Raw genomic sequence first — 15454 nt, forward strand, 5'->3', positions numbered from 1 at the left:
GACGGCTCGCCACAGCCCGCCCGCCGTTCGGCGGAAGCGGTCCGGTCCGCGAGGATGTGAAGATCAGACATGGGCGCGTCACGATCGCCGGTACGGCTGTTGCCCGGGCTTGCACTGGTGCGCGGGTACGAGCGGTCGTGGCTCCGGGGCGACGTGCTCGCCGGACTCACCGTGTGCGCCTACCTCGTGCCCCAGGTGATGGCCTACGCCGATCTTGCCGGATTGGCACCAGTCACGGGTCTGTGGGCCATCCTGGCGCCGCTGGCGCTGTACGTACTGCTCGGCTCGTCACGGCACCTGTCGGTGGGCCCGGAATCGACCACGGCTTTGATGACAGCTGCTGCGGTAGCGCCGCTGGCCGCCGGCGATCCGGCGCGCTACGCCGCACTGGCCGGTGCCCTCGCCGTGATGGTGGGCCTGCTGTGCCTGGTGGCGTTCGTCGCGCGGCTCGGGTTCGTGGCCGACCTGCTCTCCAAGCCGATCCTGGTCGGATATCTGGCCGGAGTGGCCGTGACGATGATGGTGGGGCAGGCCGGCAAGCTCACCGGCGTCCCGGTCACCGGCGACAGCATCCCGGCTGAGCTGGCCTCGTTCGTCGAGCACCTGCCGCAGATGGACCTGGGAACCGCGTTGTTCGCCGCCGCGATCCTGGCGCTGCTCTTTCTCGGGCAGTGGCGCTTTCCGCGTGTCCCGATACCTTTGCTGGCCGTGCTGCTGGCCACCACCGCCGTCGTGGTCTTCGACCTGCAGGAGCACGGCATCACCGTGGTCGGTGCCGTTCCCCGCGGTCTGCCCACCCCGGCGCTGCCCGACGTCGGAGACCTCGGGCAGCTGGTGTTGCCGGCGATCGGGCTGCTCGTCGTCGGGTACACCGACATGGTGTTGACCGCCCGGGCATTCGCCGACCGCGACGGCGCTCCCGTCGATGCGAATCAGGAGTTGCTGGCGCTGGGCGCGGCGAACCTCGGTGCCGGCGTGCTGCGCGGCTTCCCGATCAGCAGCAGCGGTAGCCGTACCGCGCTGGGGATGGCCGCCGGGGGCCGGACCCAGATGCACTCCCTGGTCGCGCTGGCCGGCGTGACCGCGGTCCTGATCTTCGCCGGGCCGCTGCTGGCCCGGTTTCCCACCGCGGCGCTCGGCGCCCTGGTGGTGTACGCCGCCACCCGCCTCATCGACGTGGCCGGATTTCGCCGGCTGGCCGCGTTCCGCCGCAGCGAGGTCCTGCTCGCTCTCACCGCGTTCGCCGGTGTGCTGGTCTTCGACATCCTCTACGGGGTCTTGCTGGCCGTCGGCCTGTCCGTCGCCGAGATGCTGCACCGCGTGGCCCGGCCCCACGACGCCGTGCTGGGCTTCGTCCCCGGCCTGGCCGGTATGCACGACATCGACGACTACCCGTCGGCGAGCACCGAGCCGGGGCTGCTGGTCTACCGCTACGACTCACCGCTGTTCTTCGCCAACGCCGACAACTTCCGCCGGCGTGCCCTCGCCGCGGTCGACGATCAGGGTGGGGCGGCCGCCTGGTTCGTGCTCAACGTCGAGGCCAATGTCGAGGTCGACAGCACCGGCCTGGGCGCGATGGAAGACCTGCGGGCGGAGTTGACCTACCGCGGCGTCGTGTTCGCACTCGCCCGCGTGAAACAGGACCTGCTCACCGCGCTGACCGCGTACGGGCTGACCGAGGCCATCGGGCCGGACCGGATCTTTCCCACCCTGCCCACCGCCGTCGCCGCGTACCGGGAATGGCTCCGCACCTGAGGTCACCGAGAGCGCCGCACTCAGACGGTGTGGCAGCGCAGCTGCCGCAGATGTCGCGGCGCCCGGTGTGCGGCCGAACCCCGGCATGGCCGTGCTTGTTGCCGTCAGCGCTGACCGAGGGGCCGGTCGGTCGCGCGGCCGGCGGCGCGCAGGATGCTGGCGATGAGCGCCGTGGTCGCTGCTGAGGGCGGCCGATTGCTCGGCGTGGCCAGCGCGACGGGGAGGTCCAGATCCGCGTCTTCGACGTCGACGACCGACACACCGTCCTCCTCGCTGCCCGCTCGTGGGAGCAGAGTCACGCCGAGCCGGTTACGCACCAGCCCCAGGGCAGTCGTTTGATCGGCCACCTCGAACGGGATGTCACGCACGATGCCGGCGCCCGCGAAGGCCCGGTCGGTGAGTGCCCGGTTGCCCCAGCCGTACGGGAAATCGATGAAGGTCTCGTCGGCCAGATCGTCCAGGGTGACGGAGGTGGCGTCGGCCAGGCGGTGCCGGCGTGAGCAGACCAGGGCCAGGCGAACTTTCCCGAGTGGATGCAGTCGCACACCGATCGGCTGACTGATGGGTCCCACCAGGGCCAGGTCGAGGTCGTCGGCTGCCACCGCCGCCAGATGTCCCGTGGAGCCCTCTCGCGAGGTTCGCAGCTGGAAAGTCACCAACGGGTGGGTGACATGGAATCGGCCGAGCACTTCGGGCAGATCGATGACGAGCAGCCCGGCCGACTGCGGGCGGGCGCCGATAGCCACCAGAGTTCCGATGCGGATGGTGCCGCGCAGACCTGCGCGGACCTGGTCGACGGTGTCGCGCGCCCGCCGTTCGGCGCTGAGCAGGGATCGTGCCTGCGGCAGCAGCGCCACACCGGCGTCGGTGAGCGTGGTGGTCGCTGAGTCGCGGAGGAACAGCGGCATGCCCAGCTCGCGCTCCAGCTTCTGGATCGTGGCGGAGACGGCCGACTGCGCGACGCGTACCCGCCGGGCGCCCTTGGTGAAGGTGCCTTCCTCGGCGACGGCGATGAAGTACTCGAGCTGGCGGAGTTCCATCACGCCACTATCGCCGATGGAGATGGGTGACAGCGCGAGGTCATGGGTGCGGCAGCCGCCGATGCCGCGAGGCTTCTCCCATGAATATCGCGATGACGACGGAACCCCCGAACGCCCGGACCATCGATCCGGCTGAGCTGTCCCGGCTGGTCGCCGAGGTGACCGGCCCGGTGTTGCAGCCCGGTGACGAGCGGTACGCCGAAGAGGTGGCCACGTGGAACCTGGCTGTGGCGCAGAATCCCGCCGTGGTGGTGGGTGCTACAGGCCCGGCCGATGTCCAGGCAGCCGTGCGCTTCGCGGGCCTCTGCGACCTTCCGGTGGCGGTCGTGGCGACCGGCCACGGTGCCCTGGTGCCGTCGGACGGGGCGGTGCTGATCAATCTGCGCCGGATGGACGGGGTCAGCATCGACACACAGGCGGGTACGGCGACGGTCGGCGCGGCCGCCGACATGCAGTCCCTGATCGACGCGGCCGCCGAACATGGACTGGCACCGATCGCCGGCTCGTCGCCGAACGTCGGTGTGGTCGGCTTCACCCTCGGCGGCGGCCTGAGCCCGGTGCTGGGCCGGGCCTACGGCTACGCCGCCGATCATGTGCGATGCGCGCAGATCGTCACCCCCGACGGGGTGGTGCGCCATCTCGACGCGGGCACCGAGGCCGACCTGTTCTGGGCCGTACGCGGCGGTAAGGGCAACTTCGGCGTGGTCACCTCGCTCACCATCGACCTGATGCCGGTCACCCGGCTCTACGGCGGCGGTCTCTTCTACGACGGGGAGCACGTCGGTGCGGTGCTCGACGCGTACCGCCGGCTCGCGGCAGGTGCGACCGAGCAGCTCAGCATCTCGTTCGCGTTCCTGCGGCTGCCGCCGCTGCCGTTCGTCCCGGAGCCCCTCCGGGGCCGGTTCACCGTGCATGTGCGTGTCGCCTATCTGGGTTCGGCGGCCGAGGGCGGGCGACTGATCGCGGACCTGCGCGCTTCGGCGCCCAGGTTGATCGATTCAGTGGCGGAGATGCCGTACACCGCGATCGCGGCCATCCACGCCGATCCGGTCGACCCGGTGGCTGCGTACGAGACCTCCTCGATGCTGCGGGACTTCCCGCAGTCAGCCGCGGACATGCTGATCGCCGCCGCCGGCCCGGACGTCGGCTCACCCGCCATGATCGTCGAGATCCGGCAGCTCGGTGGCGCACTCGGGCGCGAGCCGGAGGAGCCGAACGCCGTCGGCAACCGCGACGCCAGATTCCAGCTGTTCGCCGGCGCGGCCGGCGCGCCGGGCCTGGGGGAGACGTTCCGCGGGGCGCTCGACGACCTGAATCTCGCCCTCGCGCCGTGGTCGACGGGTGGCAAACAGATCAACTTCTTGAGCGCGTACGACACCACACCCGCGGCGGTCGAGAAGGCGTACGAGCCGGCGACCTACGAGCGGCTGGTACGGATCAAGACGGCGTACGACCCGCAGAATCTGTTCCGGATCAACCACACCATCAGGCCCCGGCGGTGACCGACGAGATCCGTACGCCGGATCAGCGCATCCGCGTCTTCGTCAGCTCCACCCTGGCGGAACTCGCCGCCGAGCGGCGCATGGTGCGGTCGGCCATCGAGCGGTTGCACCTGACCGCGGTCATGTTCGAGCTCGGGGCACGGCCGCATCCGCCCGCAAGTCTGTACCGGGCGTACCTGCGGCAGAGTCACGTGTTCATCGGCATCTACCACGAGCACTACGGCTGGGTCGCGCCCGGCGAGCGCATCTCCGGTCTGGAGGACGAATTCCGCCTCAGCCAGGGCATGCCGCGCCTGCTCTACTTCAAGCGGCCTGCGCCGGACCAGGAGCCGCGGCTGCACGAGCTGCTCGACGAGGTCCAACGCGACGGCTCCGCCTCGTACCGGGCCTTCACGGACGCTGAGGAACTCGCCGGACTGGTCCAGGAGGACCTGGCGACCATCCTGAGCGAACGCTTCCTGACCACCGGGGCGGACCGGGCTCATCCCTCGGCCGACGCCGCCCGGCCGCCCGTACCGCTGACCCGCACCATCGGCCGCGACGCCGACACCGCCCTGGTCGCCGGCATGCTCACCGCGGGGACACGGCTGCTCACGATCACCGGCCCGGGCGGGATCGGCAAGAGCCGGCTCACCCTCGAGGTGGCGCGGGCCGTCGCCGACCACTACATCGACGGCGTCGCGTTCGTACCTCTTGAGAATCTCACCGATCCGCACCGGGTGCTGTCGGCGATCGCGGCCGGCCTCAAGGTGCCCGACGACGGCACTCGCCCGATTCTCGACGTGCTCACCGACGAACTGGCGACCCGGAACCTGCTGCTGCTGATCGACAACATGGAGCAGGTCACCGCGGCGGGCCCGGAGCTGGCCGAGCTGCTCGGGCGCTGCCCGGAGGTGTCGGTGCTGATCACCAGCCGCCATGTGCTGCGGCTGCGCGGCGAGCGCGACTACCATCTGGGGCCGCTCCCGGTGCCGTACGGCGCCGATGACGAGACAGTCGAAGCGGTGGCGTCGGTGCGTCTGTTCGTGGAACGCGCCCGGGCCGCGGACCCCGGCTTCCGGCTCACCCGGACGAACCGGGCGGCCGTGGCGGAACTGACCCGGGTACTCGACGGCCTGCCGCTGGCGATCGAACTGGCCGCGGCCCGGACACGTCTGCTGTCACCGGCGGCACTGCTCGAACGGCTCACCGAGCGGTTCGACGTGCTCGCCCATGGCCCCGGCGACCTGCCGTGGCGGCAGCGGACCCTGAGGGCGACGCTGGACTGGAGCTACCAGCTGCTGAGCCGGGCCGAGCAGGCGTTGTTCACCCGGATGGGCCTGTTCGCCGGAGGCGGCACCATCGAGGCGATCGAAGGCGTCTGCGGCGACGAGACGGTCCCGGATGTGCTGAACACCGTTTCGTCGCTGGTCGACAAGAGTCTCCTGACGACCTCGTCGACCGGCGCGGCCGACCTTCCGCGGGTCGTGATGCTGCATACGGTCCGGGTCCGCGCCGTCGAACTGCTTGCCGAGCGGGGCGACACCGAGACGTTCGCCGCTCGCTACGCCCAGTGGTACACGGACTTCTGCGAGCCGGCTGACGTCATGCGCCACGCCCAGGCGCCCCGCCGCTGGGGGGCACTCGAACAGGAGGGCGCGAACCTGCGGGCGGTCGCTCAGTGGGCGACGGTCAACGCCGAGGACGTACTGCTGGTCGCTCTGGCTCAGCGGCTCTGGCCGTGGCTGTGGACCAGCGGCCGGGTCGGCGAACTCCGCGAAGCCATTTCCCGGACCCTGGCGGCGCTGCCGGCCGATCCGGCGCCGCGGGACCTCGGTTACCTGCACTACGTCGATGCCTACGCGAAGGGTCTCACCGGCGACTTCGCCGGGGCACTGCTCTCGGTGGACAAAGCCCTGCAGCAGTACGCGGCCGTCGACGGCACCGACACGGCGCTGCTCGTCGCCGCCGCCCGGCTGGTCCGCGGCACCGTGAGACTCGGCCTGGGACACAACGACGGTGTCGACGCGGATCTGGACGCGGCGGTCGAGGTCGCCCGCCGATGCGACAACGCCTGGCTGCTGGGCTACGCCACATCGCACCGCGGGCTCCGCCGCGCGATGCAGGGCGACCTGGTGCGTGCCCGAGCCGATCATGAGGTGTCCCGGGTCATTGCCACGGCGACCGGGAACGACGTGCTCGCCGCCCAGGCGATCGGGCAGCTTGCCATCGTTGACGTCCTGGAGCGCAGGTGGGATCAGTCCCACGCCGGTCTGGTCCGGCAGGTCGGCCATCTCCGACGCGTCCAGCACCTGGAAGGCCTGGCCAACGCCCTGGACACAACAGCCGCCCTGGCGGTGGCCCGGCAGTGCTGGGCCGTGGCTGCCGGCGCCGGAGCTTCCGCCCAGCGCCTGCGCGATCGCATCCGGATGGCGCCGTGGCCCCTGATCGGCGACTTCCACGACACCACGTCCCGGTCCGCCCGCGAGAAGCTCGGCGACGGGGCACCGGCCGTCGAAGCCGCCGCCGTCAGGACCGATCCCTGGACGGTGGTCGACGACGCACTGGCCGAGCTGTCTGTTGTCACTCCCGCGCATGGACGAACGACAGCGATCGAGGCGCCGCATCAGGCATAGGTCGATGACATCGCCCCGGATCGACAACCGGACAATGGCAAGAAACGGCCCCCTGGCCCACCGCCAGGAGGCCGTTTCGCCTCTGTCAGGAAACGATGCAGTTCCTGCCGTTCGCGCCGGAGCCGGTCTTGGTCGGCTCGGCGCCGGTGTTGTTGCCGGTGTACAACCAGCAGGTGGGGATGCTGCCGATGTTGTTGCCCTTCAGCGTCGCGACGTCGCCGTAGTTGGTGTTGACGCCGGCGATCACCTTGCCGCTGGTCGCGGTGATGTTCTGGATGGTCACCTTGCGGGCGGCCTGGGTGGAGCAGTTACCGCAGGAGCGGTAGAACTTGCCGAAGTTGGAGACCTTGAAGTTCTTGATGGTCACCGAACCGCCGGAGCCGCGGTTGTCCTGGAACACCTTGTCCGACGCGCTCGCCGCGCTGCCGCCGTCGATCACCACGGTCGCGTTGGTGCCGCGGAAGGTGGCGGCGTCCTCACCGACGTCCTGCCAGACGACGTTGGTGAGGTTGCAGCTGCCGGCGCAGTGGACGCCGTCGGCGGACGGGGCGCCCAGGATGACGTTCCGCAGGGTGGCACCGGCGGCCAGGTCGAAGATCGGGTCCTGGCCCTCGTCCTGGCCACCGCTGCCGAGTGCGCCGGAGCCGATGTAGCGCTTCCCGCCACCGTCGAAGGTGCCGGTCACCTTGATCGAAGCAGTGACCTTCACATCCGTGGCGGCTGACGCCAGACCCACCGTCGCAACAGAGCCGGCCAGCGCTGTGATCACAACTGCGGCACCGATGAGCACGCGTGGTCTTTTCATGTGGGGACCTTTCTCAGAGCCTCCCACCTTCGATGAAGGCGGGACGGAACCGGCGTGGTCATCGCAGCGTGCGGTCCGTGCGGATGACGCCGACGGTATTGGAGGAGGACATCTCCAACCTGACAGGCGTATTGATAAACGTCAATGAATATGGTTTGCAGCTTTGTTGCAGGATTGCGGTGGTTGCCCACCCTCGCCCGCCCGGCAACCTGTAGTGGTCAATAGGGCGCGGGAGGTTGCCCGATGAACCAAACTGATGTCAACACAGGGGCAGCGGACCTCAGTGCAGAGTGCAGGCGACCGCGGGCGCTCGGTTGCTGCCGATCCACGAGGCCACGAAGCCGAAGGTGGTCGAGCCGCCGGGTGCCGTTCTGCCGTTCCAGTCGGCGTTGCGGACGGTGACCACCGAACCGGTCTGCGTCGCGGTCGCGTTCCAGGTCTGAATGACCTGCTGGGTGTCGGGGAAGGTCACCGTGGCCGTCCACGCCGTCGTCGGCGCGGCTGAGTCATTGCGGACCGTTACTTCGCCCTGGAAACCGTCACCCCATTGAGAGATCACCCGGTAGGTCGCGGTGCAGGCGCCGGCCGGCGGGGTCGTGGGCGGCGTGGTAGGCACAGCCGTGGGCGGGGACGTGGGCGGGGTCGTCGGCGGGGTGATGCCGCCGAGCACGCGGGACAGGACGGAGTACCAGCCGGCGGCCATCTTCTGATAACCGGTGTCGTTGGGGTGCACGCCGTCGACGTTGTCCGCCACCGCGTCGTACCCGGTCCAGAGGTCCGCGACGACGACGGGGGACTGCACCGTCGTGAGGCCGGCGGCCCAGCCGGGGATCGCGTTGTTGAGCGCCACCACGTCGGCGGGGCACGTGGCACAGGCGGCGGCGCTCATCGGGATGATCTGCGCGACGATGATCTTCATGGCCGGGTTGGCCGTCCGCATCTGGCCGACCAGCTTGGTGAACGCGGCGAGCTTGGTGGCCAGCGGGATGTAGCCGCCCCACATGTCGTTGGTGCCGAGGTGCATCAGGACCACGTCGGGCCTGGCGGCGGCCAGCCAGGCCGGCAACTGGTTGTTGTCCGCGATGCCGGTGGCCGAGAAGCCGCCGTGGCCCTCGTGATCGAAGTCGTACGGGTAGCCGGGATTGCAGCCGCCGCCGTCGGAGACGCCGCCGACGAAGTCGATCGCCGTGTGTCCCGACGTCTGCAGCTGATGCCACAGCTTGGCCCGCCAGCATCCGGTCCCGGCGGTGATCGAGTCGCCGAGCGGCATGATCCGGACCGGCGCGGCGGCCGAGAGCGCCGGATCGGCCGCCGCGAGCACCGGCACCGCGGCGAGGAGGGCGAGTGCGAGCAGAAAGGCGCGGAGCCTGGAAAGCGGGGCGCCGGAAAGGGCTGGTGAAGGACTCCCTGAGCGCATCAGATCCCCTCTTCGTGCAGAGCGGCGATGTCGGAGGCGGCCAGTGCGCGGCTGTGGATCCGGAAGCTGTCCACGGCGGCGGCCAGGTACGGGTCGGCGTACTGCGAGCGGCCGACCCAGTTGCCGGTGGTCGAGCCGAGATCGGCCGGACCCAGCGTCATGGCGGAGTTGCGGGCGACCTCGACGCCGTCGACGTACAGGACGCCGAGGCGGGCCGCCTTGGTGACCGCGACGTGCACCCAGGTGCCGGTCGGCAGCGCGGCGGGTGCGTCGATGCGCTGTTCGCCGCCCGCGCCGGTGGCGGTGATGGCGAACCGGGCGGTGCCGGAGCCCGAGCGCGGGGTGAGGAACATGTTCGCGCCGGTCCCGCTGCCGAAGTCGAACACCCGGGCCCAGGCGGTCGCGGTGTCGAGCCGCACCCAGCAGGCGACGCTGAAGGCCGTCGCACCGGCCAGGATGCCGGCCGGCAGGGTGACGTGACTCCCGCTGCCGTTCAACAGGACCGCGTTCCCGGTACGCCCGGACGTCCACGTCCCGCCGGTGAGCGTGGCGGTCCGGCCGTTGCCGGTGGCGTCCGCGGCGCTGGTCCCGCTCGACTCGTCGAACCGGTAGTGGGCAACGAAGTCCGGTAGCGGCGGGCTGCCCGTCACCGTCCAGTAGACGGTGTACCGCTGACCGTGCATCCGGTAGAACGGCAGCAGCGACACACTTCCGGTGCTCGCGGTCGCGGTGTACTGCAGTGGATCCGCCGTCGGCGTGAGGGTCGCGGGTTGCAGGGCCGGCAGGGCGGACAGGTTCGTGGTGCCGTACGCGCCGGCGAGCACGATGGGTCCCACCTCGACCGCCTGCACCGCGGCGTTGTCCGGGGCCGCCGAACGGCGCAGGGCCATCGGCAGGCTGACGTCGACCACGTCACCGGAGGCGAAGGTCCGGTCGAGGACCGCGTACGTGCCGGGGGCGGCGGGGATCGGCTGGACGGTGCCGTTGAGCCGGATCTGTGCGCCGGCCGCCCAGGCGGGGATGCGGACGCGCAGGTCGATCCGGCCGGCCCCGGAGATGGTGAGCCGGGTGCTGCCCTGCTGGGGGAACGCGGTTTCCTGCCGTACGGTGATGGTCCGGCCGGGCCAGGTCAGCACCGACGGGATGAACAGGTTGACCCAGAGCCGCTCGGCGCCGTCGTGGAAGTACACGCTGTCGCCGTACTTGGTGTTGCTCTCCAATCCAGTGCCGTGACAGCAGACGAAGCTCTGGTAGTCGTTGCTGTAGGTCTTGATCCCGCCGGCCCGCAACGGCACGTAGTAGCACTGGAAGCCGTGGGCCGACGCCGGGTCCTGCGAGGCCAGCACGTGGTTGTAGAGCGCGCGTTCGTAGAAGTCGAAGTAGCCGGCGCGGGACGGGTCGGTGCGGAACAACTCCCGGGTCAACTTCGCCATGTTGTACGAGTTGCAGCACTCCGCCGTGGTGTCCGACAGCTCCGTCGCGATCCGACCGGGCGCCTTGAAGTACTCGCCGTTGGAGTTCCCGCCGATCACGTACGTGTGGTCGCGGACCACGATGTCCCAGAAGTTCGCCGCGATCGTCCGGTACCGGGTGGTGCCGGTGGCGTGGTACTCGCGGATCGCGCCGAGCGCCTTGGGGATCTGGGTGTTGGCGTGGTAGTTGTTCAGGCTGTCGACCCCGGCGGCCAGCGGATCGAAGACCTCGGCGTGGTCGAAGTGCTGGGCCGCGGCCAGGTGCGCCGGATCCCCGGTCACCTGGTACAGGTTGGTCAGCACCTCGTTCATGCCGCCGAACTCGGTGTCGAGCATGTCCTGTCGCTGGGCCTGGGTCAGCCGGTCGTTGCGGGCCTTCACCCAGGCGGCCATGCCGAGCAGCACGGTCAGCGCCTGGGCGTTGCCGGCCAGCAGATGCATGTCGAGCAGCCCGGCCATGATCTTGTGCAGGGTGTAATAGGGCGCCCAGACCGCCTGCCGGGCCTCCACCCGATCGATGAAGCTCTCCGGGAACGCGCTGAGGTAACCGGGGTTGAACCCGGCGGTCGCGGCGCGTGCCTGGCACTGGGCGAGCACGGTGACGACGCTGTCGCCCTTGGCCTTGAACGCGGGGGTGCCGGTGGACGCGTACGCCTGGGCGAGTGCGGTCAGCAGATGGCCGGTGGTGTGGCCGCGCAGCTCGGTGGTGGGGGACTCCCAGCCGCCGCAGGGGGTGGCCGAGGACGGCAGTCCGACGTTGAGCCGGAACGTGTGCAGCAGCCGGTCCGGGTCGAGGAACGTCAGGTACGCGTGCGTCCGGGCCTGGTTGGCGGCGAACGGGCTGCCCGCCGGCAACCGGACAGCACTGAGCGGGAACGGATAGGCGGAGACGCCGGTGTCGGGGCGCGCGCCGGCCGCACTGCTGAGGGACAGCGCGCCGGTGGCCGTACCGGTGATGATCGCCGTGCCGGCGGCCCCGGCACGCAGCAGGGTCCGGCGGGATACCGGGCCGGAGAGGGACATGGCGGTCCTTTCGCGTGGTCGGTATCGCGATCTCCGAAATTTACGAAAACCTTTTCGGCATCGTGGCAGTGGGGATATCAATTGTCAACGGTCTATTTATGACCGGGCGGGCGGCGGAAGATCCACGCGAGGGTCGGCGGTCCGGCCGACCGAAATCTTTTCGGCCGGTCGTGGAGGTCCCGTCGGAGCCCTGATCTCATTCGAAGTTGCTCCAGGCTGGAACTGATATTGACAACCTCCGATGCGGTGATACGGTCCTGAAAAGGTTTTCGAGGATTACGCGCTCCCTCTTCAACCCCAGCGCCAACCGTCCACGGGTCGGTGCGCCCAGCGGGGGTCGTCTCTCCGCGCGGTGGTGACCGCCCCTGCCCGCCGCGGTGGCGCGTGACCGAAAGGACAGCTCTGTGACCGCAGAGATGGGCCAGTCGCCCGAGCCACCGACGGCGACCGCCCGCACCGAACATCGTTCTCGCCTTCCCCGGCTCGTAGCAGCGTCGCCGGACGACGCCCGCCACCGAACCGAGGGCCCTGTGACGACGGCCCGTAGCACTCATCCGCGGTGGCGGAGGGCGGTCAGCATGGCGGCTGTCACGGTGCTGGCGAGCGGGGCCGCCGTGACGGCCGTCGCTGATCCGGCGCGGGCCGCGCAGACCATCGGCTACCCGGTCTTCACCGGGGCGGCGATACCTCAGCCTCCGGTGGGCTACACGACCGGCAACATGATGCAGTCCATCTACGACTCCGAGAAGGCCGGCACCGACTTCTGGATGGACCGGCTGCTGTCCCGGTCCGGCGGCGATGATCCGTCCGACGCCGACGGCGGCATCCTGATGACCAGGGGCCGGGCCGTCTTCATGAAGCAGCACAACCCGGCGGTCATCGGCTTCGGTGGCAGGGTCGCCTACTGGGAGAGCATCAACGACGCCAACGCGTACGCGATCACGCTGAGCCCTGGCACCTTCAGCGAGCAGCCCGCCCAGCGCCGGCAGGCACCGAGCTACTGGCGCAGCGTGTATGCCGGCGGATCGCTGCAGGCCACCGAGACCAAGTTCATCACGGACAACAACGTGCTGGTCACCAACCTCGCGATCAAGAACAACGGATCAGCCTCGAGCACGTTGACGGTGCGGGCCACCTCGCCGTACGCGTCTTCCGGCAGCGGCAACGAGCTGACCGGCTCGACCGGCGTCAAGAACGGTCTGACCACGCTGACCACCAAGCTGTCCGGCGACGGCTTCAGCGTGTCCAGCGGCGGCCTGAACCGGTCGATCACCGTCGGGGCCGGGCAGACGGTGCAGACCAAGGTGGTCATGGGCTTCATCGCCAAGGAGATCCCCGAGTCGGCCACCGACTACGCGACCTACCGGGACGCCACGCCGGACACCGCGTTCGCCACCCACGTGCGTCTGTACAACAAATGGTGGGCCGACAACGTGCCCTACATCGACGTGCCGGAGCCGGCGATCAAGAAGGAGGTCTACTACCGCTGGTGGCTGATGCGGTTCAACAATCTCGACGCCAACATCCCCGGCCAGAACTTCCAGTTCCCGACCTCGGTCGAGGGCGTGCTCGGCTACAACAACGCGATCGCGCTCACCCAGCCCATGCACATCGACGACCTGAAGTATCTGCGCGACCCGAAGTACTCCTACGGCGACTGGCTCTCGGTGGGCCAGATCTCCAAGGGTGGCCGCTTCCTCGACAACCCGGGCGACCCGGAGAACTGGTCGAACAGCTACATCCAGTACATCGCCGAGGCGGCCTGGCGCAGCTATCAGCTGCACGGCGGCCAGCCGGCGATCGCGGCCAGGCTCGCCCACTATGCCGAGGGTGACGTGAAGGGCCAGCTGAGCACGTACGACAGCAACAACAACGGCATCATCGAGTACAACTGGGGCGCGATGACCGGCAACGACGCGGATGCCGTGTCGTTCGACTACGCGCCGGGCAGCAACCTCGACCGGGCCGAGGGCGCCTACCAGTACAGCGGGGCCATGGCGGCGGCACAGGCCTACGACGCGGCCGGCAACAGCGCCAAGGCCACGGAGATGCGCAGTATCGCCGACCGGATCAGGAACGCCATCGTCGGCACGCTCTGGAACCCGGGCGACAACCTGCTCGAGCACAAGGTCGTGCCCACCAACCAGTTCAACCCGTGGAAGGAGATCAACAACTACTACCCGTACGCGGTCGGCCTGATGCCTGACACCGACCAGTACAAGCAGGCCCTGCGCCTGTTCGCCGACCCCGCGGAGTACCCGGTCTTCCCGTTCTACACGGCGAACCAGAAGGACAAGGCCGCCGCGGCCGCCAAGGGGAACCCGGGCAGCAACAACTTCTCCACGATCAACTCGACCGTGCAGTTCCGGCTCCTCTCCTCGGTGCTGCGCAAGTACCCGAACCAGTGGATCAGCGCGGACGACTACAAGAAGCTGCTCTACTGGAACACCTGGGCGCAGTACGTGAACGGCAACACCGCGTGGCCGGACGCCAACGAGTTCTGGGCCGACTGGAACCCCGCGACCAAGCACATCGACTACCGCTCCTGGATCCACCACAACATCCTGGGCAGCAGCAACTGGACGATCATCGAGGACGTGGCCGGGCTGCGGCAGCGCAACGACAACAAGGTCGAGCTGTCGCCGATCACCATCGGCTGGCCGAACTTCGCGGTCAACAACCTCCGGTACCGCAACGCCGACCTGTCGATCGTCTGGGACGACCCGGCCGACGGCGTGGTCCGCTACCCGGGTGTGCCGGAGGGGTACTCGATCTTCATCAACGGCAACCGGGTCGCCACGGTCAACAAGCTGGTGCCGCTGGTCTGGGATCCGGCCACCGGCTCGGTGACCACCACCGCCACGGTCACCTTCTCGACCGCGGTCACCGGCCTGCAGGCGCCGAATCAGGTCACCTTCAGTGACGCCGGCACCGTCGATCTGCTCGCCAAGGCCGGCGTCGATCTGACCCCGGGCACCGCCAACCTCGCGTCCGGCGTGGCGGTGTCCACCTCGTTCACCGCGAGCGGCGCGACCGCCGCGGCGGCCGCCGACGGCTATCCCACCAACGAGCCGTTCTGGGGCGCCGCCGGCTCACCCAACAGTCAGGACTGGTACGAGCTCAATTTCGGCTCGGCGAAGACGGTCGACGAGATGCGGCTGTACTTCAAGGACAGCCGGCCGGCCAGTACGGCGTACCGGGCACCGGCGTCGTACACGGTGCAGTACTACAACGGCAGCGCCTGGGTCGACGCGGCCGGCCAGGTCAAGACGCCCGCTGCCCCGCAGGGCAACCTCAACAAGGTGCAGTTCACCCCGGTCAGCACGCAGCGGCTGCGGGTGCTGGTGACCCATGCCAGCGGCTCGAAGGCCGGCCTGACCGAGGTGCAGGCCTTCAACCGCGGCGGTGGCACCCCACCGCCACCGACCGGTACGTCCTACGAGGCGGAGGCGAGTGGCAACGCGCTCGCCGGGCAGGCCGCGATCCGCACCTCGCCGGGCGCGTCCGGCGGCTCCCTGGTCGGCTACGTCGGCAACGGCGCCGCCAACTACCTGCAGGTCAACAACGTCGCCGGCACCGCCGGCAGTCACTCGATCACCGTCTACTACGCCTCCGCCGACGACCGGTCCACCCAGGTCAGCGTCAACGGTGGCGGTCCGGTCAGCCTGGCCACGCCGAGCACCGGCGGCTTCGACACGGTCGGTGCGGTCAGCCTGACGGTGACCCTGGCCGCCGGCACCAACACCATCCGCTTCAGCAACACCACCGGCTGGTCGCCGGACTTCGACCGGATCGTCGTGAACTGACATGCCCAGGAACCCGGAG

At 69.6% G+C, this 15454-nt stretch carries 8 protein-coding genes; 4 read left to right on the forward strand and 4 right to left on the reverse strand.

The features are described 5' to 3' along the window. The first annotated feature begins 69 nt into the window (after positions 1-69). A complete protein-coding gene (locus ACQP2Y_RS13990) occupies positions 70-1755 on the forward strand; it encodes a SulP family inorganic anion transporter (RefSeq protein ID WP_433728060.1) in 1686 nt (561 codons plus the stop codon). A gap of 104 nt (positions 1756-1859) precedes the next feature. Here ACQP2Y_RS13990 and ACQP2Y_RS13995 read toward each other — a convergent pair whose 3' ends face one another. Next, positions 1860-2795, reverse strand: coding sequence for a LysR family transcriptional regulator (locus tag ACQP2Y_RS13995; RefSeq protein WP_433728062.1), 936 nt, complete (start codon positions 2793-2795; stop codon positions 1860-1862). A 92-nt stretch (positions 2796-2887) separates the two neighbouring features. Between ACQP2Y_RS13995 and ACQP2Y_RS14000 the strand changes: the two genes are divergently transcribed. Both ACQP2Y_RS14000 and ACQP2Y_RS14005 read left to right on the forward strand, forming a co-directional pair. Next, positions 2888-4297 carry an FAD-binding oxidoreductase gene (locus ACQP2Y_RS14000; protein WP_433728064.1) on the forward strand — a complete coding sequence of 470 codons (1410 nt, stop codon included), beginning with the start codon at positions 2888-2890 and terminating at the stop codon, positions 4295-4297. Next, positions 4294-6912 (forward strand): ATP-binding protein, encoded by a 2619-nt coding sequence (locus ACQP2Y_RS14005; protein ID WP_433728066.1) that lies wholly within the window; start codon positions 4294-4296, stop codon positions 6910-6912. The genes ACQP2Y_RS14000 and ACQP2Y_RS14005 overlap by 4 nt, the downstream gene beginning before the upstream one ends. 85 nt (positions 6913-6997) lie before the next feature. On the opposite strand, the gene ACQP2Y_RS14010 is transcribed toward ACQP2Y_RS14005, so the two are convergent. The 3 genes from ACQP2Y_RS14010 to ACQP2Y_RS14020 all read right to left on the reverse strand — a co-directional run bounded on the left by ACQP2Y_RS14010 (position 6998) and on the right by ACQP2Y_RS14020 (position 11629). Further along, the gene (locus tag ACQP2Y_RS14010; protein ID WP_433728068.1) at positions 6998-7717 is read right to left on the reverse strand and encodes a pectate lyase; all 720 of its coding nucleotides are present in this window, start codon (positions 7715-7717) and stop codon (positions 6998-7000) included. A 280-nt stretch (positions 7718-7997) separates the two neighbouring features. Continuing rightward, positions 7998-9044 (reverse strand): cellulose binding domain-containing protein, encoded by a 1047-nt coding sequence (locus tag ACQP2Y_RS14015; RefSeq protein ID WP_433728070.1) that lies wholly within the window; start codon positions 9042-9044, stop codon positions 7998-8000. 89 nt (positions 9045-9133) lie between these two features. Further along, positions 9134-11629, reverse strand: coding sequence for a beta-L-arabinofuranosidase domain-containing protein (locus ACQP2Y_RS14020; RefSeq protein WP_433728072.1), 2496 nt, complete (start codon positions 11627-11629; stop codon positions 9134-9136). Positions 11630-12207: 578 nt separating this feature from the next. Here ACQP2Y_RS14020 and ACQP2Y_RS14025 point away from each other — a divergent pair. Next, positions 12208-15435, forward strand: a complete 3228-nt coding sequence (locus ACQP2Y_RS14025) for an MGH1-like glycoside hydrolase domain-containing protein (protein WP_433728074.1) — start codon at positions 12208-12210, stop codon at positions 15433-15435. Positions 15436-15454: the final 19 nt, after the last annotated feature.

The sequence above is a fragment of the Actinoplanes sp. CA-051413 genome (assembly GCF_050955795.1).
Taxonomy (GTDB): domain Bacteria; phylum Actinomycetota; class Actinomycetes; order Mycobacteriales; family Micromonosporaceae; genus Actinoplanes.